At 34.4% G+C, this 11,660-nt stretch carries 13 protein-coding genes and 1 pseudogene; 11 read left to right on the top strand and 3 right to left on the bottom strand.

Features of this window, described 5'->3' with window-relative positions; genetic code table 11:
• Window positions 1-596 precede the first annotated feature (596 nt).
• From HCB49_RS14245 to HCB49_RS14200, 10 genes and pseudogenes are all read left to right on the top strand, one after another.
• On the top strand, window positions 597-1,202 hold the full coding sequence (locus tag HCB49_RS14245) for a tyrosine-type recombinase/integrase (protein ID WP_185605341.1): 606 nt from the start codon (window positions 597-599) through the stop codon (window positions 1,200-1,202).
• A 102-nt stretch (window positions 1,203-1,304) separates the two neighbouring features.
• Complete coding sequence (locus HCB49_RS14240) at window positions 1,305-1,625, top strand: hypothetical protein (RefSeq protein WP_185605340.1); 321 nt, start codon at window positions 1,305-1,307, stop codon at window positions 1,623-1,625.
• Between the two features lie 16 nt (window positions 1,626-1,641).
• Window positions 1,642-2,076, top strand: a complete 435-nt coding sequence (locus tag HCB49_RS14235) for a hypothetical protein (RefSeq protein WP_185605339.1) — start codon at window positions 1,642-1,644, stop codon at window positions 2,074-2,076.
• 163 nt (window positions 2,077-2,239) lie between these two features.
• Window positions 2,240-2,524 carry a DUF3130 domain-containing protein gene (locus HCB49_RS14230; RefSeq protein ID WP_185605338.1) on the top strand — a complete coding sequence of 95 codons (285 nt, stop codon included), beginning with the start codon at window positions 2,240-2,242 and terminating at the stop codon, window positions 2,522-2,524.
• Window positions 2,525-2,893, top strand: a complete 369-nt coding sequence (locus HCB49_RS14225) for a ribonuclease P (protein WP_185605337.1) — start codon at window positions 2,525-2,527, stop codon at window positions 2,891-2,893.
• Window positions 2,890-4,443, top strand: coding sequence for an LXG domain-containing protein (locus HCB49_RS14220; protein ID WP_185605336.1), 1,554 nt, complete (start codon window positions 2,890-2,892; stop codon window positions 4,441-4,443). The genes HCB49_RS14225 and HCB49_RS14220 overlap by 4 nt, the downstream gene beginning before the upstream one ends.
• A gap of 18 nt (window positions 4,444-4,461) precedes the next feature.
• Entirely contained in the window at window positions 4,462-4,863 is a 402-nt protein-coding gene (locus HCB49_RS14215; RefSeq protein WP_185605335.1) for a hypothetical protein, read from the top strand.
• 231 nt (window positions 4,864-5,094) lie between these two features.
• Complete coding sequence (locus HCB49_RS14210) at window positions 5,095-5,355, top strand: YolD-like family protein (RefSeq protein WP_260479536.1); 261 nt, start codon at window positions 5,095-5,097, stop codon at window positions 5,353-5,355.
• A gap of 5 nt (window positions 5,356-5,360) precedes the next feature.
• Window positions 5,361-5,708 carry a hypothetical protein gene (locus tag HCB49_RS14415; protein WP_260479535.1) on the top strand — a complete coding sequence of 116 codons (348 nt, stop codon included), beginning with the start codon at window positions 5,361-5,363 and terminating at the stop codon, window positions 5,706-5,708.
• A gap of 12 nt (window positions 5,709-5,720) precedes the next feature.
• Window positions 5,721-6,976, top strand: a pseudogene (locus HCB49_RS14200) (Y-family DNA polymerase).
• 140 nt (window positions 6,977-7,116) lie between these two features.
• On the opposite strand, the gene HCB49_RS14195 reads toward HCB49_RS14200, so the two are convergent.
• Both HCB49_RS14195 and HCB49_RS14190 read right to left on the bottom strand, forming a co-directional pair.
• Entirely contained in the window at window positions 7,117-7,458 is a 342-nt protein-coding gene (locus HCB49_RS14195) for a DUF5388 domain-containing protein (protein WP_061399353.1), read from the bottom strand.
• Window positions 7,451-8,287, bottom strand: coding sequence for a ParA family protein (locus HCB49_RS14190; protein ID WP_149059786.1), 837 nt, complete (start codon window positions 8,285-8,287; stop codon window positions 7,451-7,453). The genes HCB49_RS14195 and HCB49_RS14190 overlap by 8 nt, the downstream gene beginning before the upstream one ends.
• Before the next feature lie 709 nt (window positions 8,288-8,996).
• Between HCB49_RS14190 and HCB49_RS14185 the strand changes: the two genes are divergently transcribed.
• On the top strand, window positions 8,997-10,646 hold the full coding sequence (locus tag HCB49_RS14185) for a primase C-terminal domain-containing protein (protein WP_185605332.1): 1,650 nt from the start codon (window positions 8,997-8,999) through the stop codon (window positions 10,644-10,646).
• Window positions 10,647-10,763: 117 nt separating this feature from the next.
• On the opposite strand, the gene HCB49_RS14180 is transcribed toward HCB49_RS14185, so the two are convergent.
• Entirely contained in the window at window positions 10,764-11,642 is an 879-nt protein-coding gene (locus HCB49_RS14180; protein WP_185605331.1) for a helix-turn-helix domain-containing protein, read from the bottom strand.
• Between the last annotated feature and the right edge of the window lie 18 nt (window positions 11,643-11,660).

The raw sequence follows: 11,660 nt of genomic DNA, 5'->3' as shown, positions 1-11,660 counted from the left end.
AGGAGTAAAACCTTTGTAAACCATAGGCATCACCCCCTACTGAGGATTAGCCACCGTCTATTCACTTTGCTACTGCAGTTATTATTATAGCATTGAAACTCTTTTGGAAAAAGGGTAAACGCTATGGTTATGTACTAAAATTATTTTTTATCGCAAGTTCCTACAAAACAACGAACAATAAAGCTAACTATAATGATCAATATATAGATGTGATCATTTAAAATAAGCCAATTTATTCCGTATTCAATAGCTAAAGACAATAACTCTTTAAATAAAAATTCTAGGATTATTTTCATGAATCTTCCCACCTCTCATTAAATATATAAATAGATACAGTTAAGAGGGTGATTTGTCGCATTTTCCAGAAAATTAAATGTATAAATTTGTAAATAAAATTCTAATTGGCTAAAAAACAAATAAATACCAATCTTACTCAATGACATTGAGTAAGATTGGATAAAACGACGTGAAACATTGGCGTTCTAAGAGAGAAAACGATTTTTTGTTTTCTCTTTTTTCTTCCTTCATTTTGAATATTACTTAATATATGGTATAATGATGTTAAGTAATATTCGGTAAAGAGGTGAATTTTTCAAATGGAAGAAGTGCAACCGATCAAAAATTTAGAAAAAATTGCGTTGATTAAAACCATTTTGTCCCAGGGCGATTTTGGAGAAAGAAACGTATTGCTTTTTTCTATCGGAATTAATACGGCCTATCGAATTTCCGATTTGTTGAGTTTGAAGTTAAGTGATGTGTTAGAAATATATCGGCAAAAAGTTCGGGTGAAAAGTCGATTGAAGATGACCGAGCAAAAAACGGAAAAAAACAACTCCGTGATCTTAACGAAGAAGTTGCAAAAGGATATTTGGGATTTTGTAGTAAAAGAACATGCGAAGGCGATTGATCAGCAAGATTTAGATCACTACTTGTTCACGAGTCGAAAGAAAAAGGCTGGAGAACGTCCGTTAACGCGGCAGCAAGGATGGTATATTATATCAACGGCCGGAAAAAAGGCTGGATTAGAAAATTTGGGTACGCATAGTATGAGGAAAACATTTGGCTATCATTTGTACAAAAATGGAATTGGCCTGGAATTAATTCAAGTATTGTTGAATCATTCTTCCCCTCGAATTACTCTTAGGTACATCGGCATCGAGCAAGAAGATAAAGACCAAGCAGTAAGTAGCTTAGGTTTATAGTTTTTTCACTGGTAGCATAACAGTACTAACGCAAATTAGAATAGGGAGTTGGTTTTCCTGGAGAATTTTAAAACTATAGTAAAAGAAATATATAGAAATGAATTGAATTTAACACGAAGAGAAGAATACAAACAATTTTATATACTTGCTGGATATGAGTTAACTATGGGATTGCTAAAAGCTATTGAACGAAATCCGTATCAAAACGCTTCTATTTTATCTATACTAGATTATTACAGAATGGACTATCAAGAATTGCATGATTTTATAAAGCTAAATAGCGCTGAAATTCCGGAATTTTTTTCCACAGAAGCTTTAAGTTTTGAAACGTTTAAAGATGTTAAAGGTTATAATTTCGGTTTGTTTTTAGAGGTGTATATGGAGCAAGAAAAGTCAAATGAATTGGATGAAAAACAATATTAAATTGGAGGAATAGAAATTGGATAAAAAAACATATGTTAAGGGAGCAGAAGAAATGATTAGAAATCAGAGTTTATTGGAAAGCATGAAAAGTGAGTGTGAAAACGATTCATTGTCCAATGTAATTGCAAAATTTCAACGTAGTCTTAATACGCAGCTTGATGCTAGAGTGATTATGGAGTTAAGTAAATGGGTAGTAGAAAAAGAAACGAGCGAAAGCGAAGAGGTATTAACGATTATTTACCGTACGCAAAGAGGCGATGGGGAAATCGAAGTATCAGATGTAAAAAATCAAAATTGGATAAAACATCAATTAAATAGCGGAAATCAGTTTATAAAATTTAGTCAATGTGAAACTAATTATGATTTAACGAATAAATTTGAAGAAACTGTTTCTTGTGAAGAAATTTGGTTGAACGTAGATCATATAATCGAACTACAGTTTTCATACTGAGATAGCATGTGACATAAAATGTTAATTTATTCACTTAAATATTCTCTGTAGCGCTATTTCCTACCAAATAGATTCACAAAACGCTCACAAAAGCAGTATGCTACCGATGTTATAATGGGAGAGTATCAAACTAAATCCTATTGGACAGAGAGGAAGCACGAATGTGAGAGAAATAAAAGTCAACGAAGTAACCTTCCAACAACATGCAACTAAATTGGCAAGTAAAAGTTCGGGAAAATACTTACCATTAAAAAACGGGAACATGGCGTATTCCAGAGCCAATTCAATTGATCAATTGCGATCGGCATTGATTGATTTGGTAGACGTAGTGGAGGATTTTCAACATGTGGCCAAGCAAGATGCGAGACGATTAAAGAAAATGGGTATTGCCTATGCCAAGCAAGACCAGGTCATGGGACAAAAAATCAATCAGTTGGAGGTGCGTTAATTGGATAGCGCACACAGCCAACTAGAACAACAACTCCAACAAATCAAAAAAGCGAAGATGACGGCAGAAACGAATGTCGATCAAACGAGAAGAAAACAAAATGAACAAGATTGGTTAGAAGAGGACAGCCACCAATTAACACAAGAAAAACTGGTGTTATTAGACTTTTTACGCAGTGGCTGGCAAGGCGAAGAAGCCAGTGGTTTTCATCGTTTTTTAGAAGAGCAGCAACACGAAGAATCTCAGGCTTGGAGGCGTAATCTCCAGGATAAAAGAAGCGATTTAGACACAGAACTACAAGAAAATAAGGCCAGGCTCCACACGTTAGAAACCAAACAAGCCACCCTGCAAAAGGAGTGGAGTCAATGAGCCGGATAGATATTGCGGAATTGAATGACTTTCTCCACGGTTTGCGAAGTAGTAATGCCGAAGCCAAAACCATGATGAAAAAAATCAAAGAAGCGGCAATGGACTACGCCCAGGACAATAGTTTAAAAGGAGAAGCAGTTAGTACCTCCAAAAGGTATTTTTCTAGTACCTATACAAGTATTTGCCAGAGCATCATTGAAGCATTGGATGAAAGCGAAGAGCGACTATCGCAATATATTCGCGAGTTCGGGAGCCAAGTGGATAGTTCGCCTTCTGCCAGAATTGATGCAGAAATCTTACAAGAAGCGATGGCCAAGGTTAGCCAGTTACAGCGAAAAGAAGAAGACTTGCATCGACAATTAACCGCACCGAACACGAAGCCGGATATGCAACAAGTCTATGCAGTGAAATCAAGAAGTGTTCATACACAATTACTGAAGGCAATCGAACAAGAGAACATACTAGAAAGATATTTAGCTTTCGAACAAAGCCATGGCCAGTTTTTTTGTGCATTAGATGAACTCATTCGGGCAACCGGACGTGCGGTGCAAGAATTGCTACATCATGTGAGTTTTAATGACAAAACAGGGACTTATTCCGTGCCGAAAAGTGCGGCAAACAGCTTGTTGCTTATGAAAAAAGCGCTGGATAACGCACGAAAAGAAAACGACAAAGATCCGTATCCGAAAGCTTTTGAAGATTACACGGTATTAGCCTATACATATGTGAATGATCAAGGTGAAACAGTCACGATGTGGTTACTTGAAAAAGATGGAAAACGAGTAGAGAACAAGGAATTACAAGCGTTCTTAGAAAAACATGGCCAGGAATTACCATCTATTTCTTACACAGAACTTTCGGGGGAAGAACTCGAACGGCGAGTAAATGATAGTTGGAAAGATGGAGTAAACTATTTAACTGGAGAAAAAGTATCCGGATTTTCCGGAGGTGTATTAAGATCCTCTGCCTATGTTGCTAGTATGAAAGATTGGACAGATGATGCAGGATTAACGGATATGGCATTAGGTTTAGGGTTTGGAATTGCAGCAGCCAGAAATAAATCAATAATGGCAAAGAAAGTAAAAAAACCAGAAGTTGGAAAAATTTCTGAACGTACAAGTGGTGGTAAAAACCCAGTCCAGTTAATAAAAAATAAATACCCAAACGAAAGACAGGAAGGAAAAACATTTGATTATATAATTGAAAATGGGCAAATTAAAATAAGAGACGGAATTCATGAGGTAGACTTTATCATTGATATGGAAGGTAATCTAAAAGTTGGAAAAGGGCATTCTTATTTAGCAGGTGGTGCAGATGTTCAGGCAGCAGGGAAATTAAAACTTGATAAAAATGGAAATGTTCGACGCATTGATAATCAGTCAGGACACTATACTCCTACTACAAATCATGCAAATAATTATCAACAAATTTTTGAGAATTCGGGAATAAATACCAAAAATGCTTGGCTAGAAAATTATAGTATGAATTTAACTGAATCTGGATATGTTGATTTAGGGAAGCTGGGTCATACAAGTACAAAATTAAAATAATTGGGGAGGTTCAGTACCATGTCTAAACTTACACAAATGAATAAACAAATATTTAAAAACAATTTACAAAAAACAGTAGATGAAATTAAACAATCTAAAAATATAAACAGCTTGAAAGAGAGATTCGTGATTGTTCCCATAGAAGAATCTGGGAAAATATTAGATAGTACAGATGAAATGATGAAAAGAATGGTATTAACTGAAGAAAATATTGGAGGAAAACAACTGGGGATAAATGATACAGTTGATGTTTTAGGAGGTGTTTTACCTAAAGCCCCTTTATGGATAAATGTTTCGTTTTTAGGAATAATTGATGAAACGGCGATTTTCAAATTAGATACAAGTCTGAGATTTAGGAAACCTACATTATTGCAAAATGTTGAAACAGGGCATGCGCCTTTTAAAGTGATAGTTGAATAATCTAGTTAGTGACAAGCAAAAAAAGTTGTGTTTATTATAAAGTAATTAAGCTATCTTATCTATCATTCTATTTTGCTAGATTCAGATTTAAAAGAATGAACGATAGTTAACAAATAGTAAAAATTAACTTATAACACTAAAAAATGATAAAAAAGACACATTGTAAATAAGAACATATGTTTGTATAATGTATACAAACATATGTTCTTATTATTTTTGGAGGTTTTGGCCATGGAAATGATGTTAATTGGGAAAAAGTATTATGAGAGAGTCACTCAACCTATTGTCACTAAAGAACGCTGGGAGCAATATTTGAAGTTAATACATGACTCCATAGACGATGATTATTCTCTCCGTTTTACCACGTATAGTGGTGGCTACGAACATCACGTTTCGGGCAAATGCTATTTATTTAATGAACCGTTGAAGACTATTCTTGTATCCGGAATTATTGTACGAGATACGGAAATAATTTCAATTGAAAGGTTGTGATTGTAATGACCTATCAAGATCGAGGAATTAAAAAATGGCAAGGATTTTTCTTGAGTGAACATAACGAGCAAATGGATCAGCAACAAGCATCCACCAGGTTAAAATGGCGAGAAGCTATGTCGCCAGAATGCATTGAGAGCGTATTAAGTGCTGCTATCACTCACCAGTCTGCATTAGTGATACAAAAAAAGCCCCTAAATGCGGATGCTTTTCCAGAACCAGATATAATAGGCAGGATTGCTGGAATAGATGGTGATATTATTTTTATTCAAGCAGCTTCCGGAGTTATTTCCCTGTCTTTCTACAGTATCTTAAACATTGAAGAACGGACAACAGAAAAATGGTACAAGTAGAAGATTATTCTCATGCACCACGAAAAGATATTCTGTGTATCGATGTAAAATCATTCTTTGCTAGTGTAGAATGTGTGAAGCGTGGATTAGATCCTTTAAAAGCGAAATTAGTAGTAATGAGCAACGCAGATCGCGCCGGAGGTTTAGTGCTTGCAGCAAGCCCTGCAATGAAGAAAATTCACCGGATAAAAACGGGTTCGAGAATGTATGAACTCCCCACTTGGGATAAAGAAATCATCATAGCTCCCCCACGAATGAAATTATATTTAAAAGTGAATGCGATGATCCAGGAGATATTTTTGCGTTATGTACCCAGAGAGTATTTTCTTGCTTACTCAATTGACGAGGCATTTTTAGATGTTACAGGTTCTCACAGATTGTTTGGATCGACACAAGAAATTGCGGAGAAAATTCAAGCAGATATTTTAAGAGAATTACGCCTTTTTGTGACAGTAGGAATCGGTGATAATTTGTTGCTATCTAAGTTGGCTTTAGATAATGCAGCTAAACATCGGGATGATGGGATTGCTACCTGGAGATATGAAGATGTTCCAGATACTATTTGGAAGATTAAAAGTTTAGAAGATATGTGGGGGGTTGGCCATCGTACAGCTGAAAATTTGAAGCGGTTAGGAATATATAGTGTCTATGCATTAAGCCAATCCCCTCCCCCACTCTTGAAGAGAAGGCTAGGGGTGATTGGGGAGCAGTTATACTATCATTCTCATGGCATTGATTATAGTAAAATAAATGAAAAATATGTGCCTATTTCGAAGAGTTATGGAAAGAGTCAAATACTAGAACGAGATTACCACGATCCCATGGAGGTCGTAATTGTTATTCAAGAAATGGCTGAAGATATCGCAATGAGATTGAGAAAGCAGCATGTAAATACGACTGTTGTTCACTTAGGAATTAGATACAGTAAGTTTAGTGTGAAGCGTGGTTTTAGACATCAAATTAAAATAGATGCGACTAGCAGCAATAAGGCACTTGTTGGACACTTTCTTACGCTCTTCTGGAAGTATTATGAGAATGAAGCTGTACGACAAGTAGAATTATCTTGCGGTGGAATTACTAGGAAGGCAGGTCTTCAATTAAACTTATTTGAAAACCCGGAAAGAACAATTAATCGGGAACAATTAGATACTACTATAGATAAGATTAGACAGCGTTATGGTTTTAGATCGATGATGCATGCGAGTAGTTTGCTAACTGGTGCAACAGGATTAAAGCGTTCTGGAATGATTGGTGGCCATAAAGGCTAGTAACAAGAAAAAAATAAAAGAAATCTACTAATCTACATATATACATGTAGATTAGTAGATTTCTTTTATTGCCTTTGTATCTTAATTTTATTAAGTATACATGTATACTTATCTACATGTATACTTATCTACATGTATACTTATCTACTTCTTTTCTTTTCATAAATCTGTACCATAGTTCGTAGCTCTCTTTTTTCATCGGTTGTTAAAACGGCCTCATGTTCATCAATTAGGATATCAAGTAGCTCATCTACAGAATCTAGTCCTTTTAAAGCAACCAATGCATTCATTTTATCTTTATTTCTAAAGCTGAGACGTGCAGTAGTAGTTTTTTCAATTGCTTTTTTTGAAGGCACACTTTTTTGAGTTTCGGTATTTGATGTGAAGATATTATTCCTTGAGAATGAAGATGTTGGTTCTATCTGTTTGGAACGTTCAATCGTCTTTGGTTTGCTTAATAATTGTTTGCTAGTATCACTCATTATTAAGTGCTCCTTTCTCGTCTAATCTTTCTAATAATTCGGTAGTAACATTTTTATAAAGGTTAAGTACTCTTTTATCATGCATATCAGCCGAGCCATCAACTTCTGGATCAACTATGCCTATCAAATCATACCGCTTTAATCGTTCCATGTTTTTTACAACGGTTTTGAATAGATTTTGCTCTCCGAAACTTTCCTTTGCATTTTCGAGAGTTGAAATATCAACGGCAGCATTATTTTTTAAAAGCACCGGCAGAACTCCTAAAATATCAAAGTCAGCATGATAATTATCAATTAGTTCTTGAAGGTATTTAACATATGCTTCAGCACCCACCAGGCTTCGCTCTTGTGTTTGTAATACAATAATTGTGTAATCACTACTATAAAGTGCTGAGTCTGTATATGAAGATAACGTAGGTGGAACATCAATTAAAATAAAGTCAAATTTACTTTTTAATGGTGTAATTAATTTTGAAAAATATGCAACGCGATCAAATTGGCTATCAGGAAATTTCTTTTCTAAAAATAATGGATATGATGTAAAATCGGCAAAACTCGGTAATAAGTATAAATTATCTTTAATCTCTAAAACAATATCTTCTAAATTTTCTTCAGCAATTGCAGACATAAGAGTTTTATCAAAAGTTACTACTTTGTCTTCCAGTCTTTGTTTAGTTAATAAGTATAAAGCAGTCGCATTTGCTTGAGGATCCAAATCTATTAATAATACTTTGTGTCCTTGCCTTGCAAGTTCATGTCCAATCATAGCACTATTTGTTGTTTTTCCAGTTCCACCCTTAAAATTTCCAAATGTAATTACTTTTGCCATAATACCCCACCTTTAATTTTATTAAAATCTACAAATCTACATGTAGATTAACTTTGATTTAATAATAACATATGATTTTCAATGTTTCAAGCATTACTTTTTTAAATCGTCTACATGTATACAAGTATACAAATATACTAATCTACAAATCTACACGTAGACAGGAATACATGTAGATTTGTAGATTAGTATATAGAGAGTTATCTGTAATTGGCATAAGAATCGGTTTTTTGAAAAGTTGATATACATGTAGATTTATATACATGTAGATAAATATACTCGTATACATGCATATAAATCTACATGTATACATAATAGTATAAGTGTCAAAAAATACTTTTTAAAAATGATTTTACAAAAAAAATAAAATGTTGTATGGTTAAAATAATTAAAAAAGAACTGTAGGAAAAATGTACGACCAATACATTTACATACAGTTCCGTTCATACTATCCACATACGACCAAATATGTGAATCCTATTATACCTTTGAAAGCTATAATCTTTTAAATTCGTTAAAAAAATTATAGCATAAAAAGGCTTATTTAGCAATGACTAAAAGCCTTTTTTATCAATTCAGTATCAGGAAACACATTGTCTTCTAAGTAATGAGTAGCGATTAAATTCTAACGTCTATTCATGCTAGAAAAGTGGGTTTCCTGTTTTTTGTGTTCAAAAAATTAATTTAAAGAAAGGAGATGAATATTTTTATGAATTCAAAACTGAATGAAGTTGATTTATATACATACACCGCTGTAATCTCTACAGTCGTCAAAGAAGGTATCACTGCGTTTCGTAAAAGAAAAAGTAGTGGTGTTTTGTCTATTCAAAAACATTTTGCGGAAATGGAAGCTGCAAATGATCATCGGAAGGGCGTACAATTTGTTGTTCGACAAAAAGAAGACTTGCAGCGTTCGAGTGGTGTAAGAGGATTTATTGTAACAAGTCAAGAAGCACTTATCCAGGAAGAAAATAAAATTAGCCATTGGACCCCAAACATTTATCGATGGGGAACATATAGTGATCAACAACGAAAATTTGTTAAAGGTCACGCAGAAGACAATCTTCAACAAATTAATACATATGTTATCGATGTCGACACATTAAACGTCGATGTAGCAAAAATGATTATGGCATCAATGAAAATATTGAATCAAACACCGACGTTTATATTGCAGACGGATAAAGGTTTTCAGATGTATTTTGTGCTAGAAAATCCTACTTTCATCAGCAATGCGAATAACTTCAAAAGTCTTCGAGTTGCGAAACGTATTGCAACAAACTTAAAACACGCGTTTGCCGAAGAGTTACCGCACGTGGACAAAGGATGTAATGACTTTGGCTTTTTCCGAGCGCCTAACACGAAAAATATTATTTTTGAAAACTTGGCCAATCAAATACAATTCGCTGATTTAATGATCTGGTCAAAAATCTACACACAAAAACATAATCGTCCAGGATTAAAATTAGTTAAAGAGCGAGCATCTTTTTCTATTGCCACGGAACAAGAATGGTTTCAAAAACTCGTGCAATTAACCAATATTCGCGGTAGAAAAGGACAGTACGGACGTAATAATGCTGCGTTTACAATAGCTCTAGCATGCTATTCATCAGGAAAAAGTTATAAAGAAGCGTATGATTTTTTAGATGAATTTAACACAAATTTACAATATCCTGTCACTCAAAAAGAAATTGAAAGAGTACTGAAAAGTGCTTTTTCTGGTAAATATAAAGGAGCCAGTCTGGAATATATTCAAGGGATATTAGAAAACTATCAAACTGAGAACGAAATGAAACATTCTACAGCATTTATCTTTGAACAAGCGGGTAATCGTGTGTTTAGAAAGCACAGAAAAGCTCGAGAAAATCGCACGTACTCTCATTTTGAAGAGTGGGAAAAGGATTTGGAAGAATACTTGCAAACTACTATGCTGCCAGGACAAACTTTTGTAGAAAAATCTCAAAGAGAACTTGCTGAAGAAACCAAAATTCCTTTGGCCACGTTAAAAAAAATACTCAAGCAATCCAAACGAATTATTTCTAAGGTGGAAGGTCGAGGAAGAACAGCAAGAACATTATTATCAACGGTAGCTATTGTTGTCGAAGCAGCTATACGTCATGCACTTACTAAAAAGCATGATCAAAGTGAAAAATACATTAGTTTTTTAGCAACGTTTACTGAAGCAGCGCAGTATATTACACAAAAAATCGTAAAAAGCACATCTACTCTAACAGCGCAGAACACCATTTTAGCGGCGTTACCGGAAGGCAATAGTTCAAGTCGACAGATGTTTTTATTGCTAGACAAGGTGTACAGAAGCAGGCCTAGCTCTCTAATTCTCAGGGATGCTGGCACTTAAAAACAAATGGGTTCAATTGCCAATTACTTATTTCTAGTTACGTTTGTCTTTAGCGACTACACGCACTAGTTATAACTAAAATAAAAAGACCTAGGAGTTATCCTGGTCTTTGGAGAATTAAAGTTGAACATCAATAGCTACGTAGTTGTTGACGTCATGTTCTAATGCTTTAGCAATATCTTCTTGATCTAATGATTTTAGAAGATACAAGGATTCTTTGATCAAAGGAATGCCGATATCTGGTTTGTGTTCCAGGCAATTAAGGATTCCTTTTGTCCCTTTTGCAAATAGCCACAAAGTATAGTATTCATACTTTTTAGCAGTATGTATAGTTTGATCGATGAATTCCAGGGAATTTTTATAATCTTTCTGGTTTAAGTATAAGGTGCTTATATTCATCAATGTATTGGCCTGAATTCGTTTAATGTTGTGCATATGGAGATACTTTTCTGTTTGTTTTAATAAGCGCTGGCTTATTGTAAGTGCTACTTGGTTGTCAAACATGTAAAAGATACATGTTAGTAACTGTATGTCATCAATAAACCATACCTCGTTTTTGGATATACGTTCCCAAATTGGGGCTACATGTAAGCTTGCTTTGTTGTAGTCGTCTTCTGTTTCAATAATGATTAGGGCTTTAACAATCGCCAGATATTCGTTAATTACGGGATCTGTTTGTGTATGTAAGAAGTGTTTCATTTCCTGTTCTAGTGAGAGCCATTTTTTTACGCGTATACTAGTATTGATTGTGTTGAATTTTTCAAGTAGTTGCTGTCTAGTACTTAGTTGAAAATTATTTCGTACAAGTGTAAATTCTTCTTGATCAATACTTAATTGATGCAAAATATATTCGAGTGTTTTGGCGGAAGGGATGGTTTTGTCACTTTCTATTTTGACTAAAGCGCTTCTTGAAATAGTATCCAGGCAGATTTCTTTCTGACTGATATTTTTGGAAGATCGAATAAATTTAATCGTTTCACCTAAAGTTTTTATCATGTTGTTTTGTCCTCTTCT

This window comes from Listeria cossartiae subsp. cayugensis (assembly GCF_014229095.1).
GTDB classification, from domain to species: Bacteria; Bacillota; Bacilli; order Lactobacillales; family Listeriaceae; genus Listeria; species Listeria cayugensis.
This window is presented reverse-complemented; position numbering and strand designations above follow the sequence as displayed.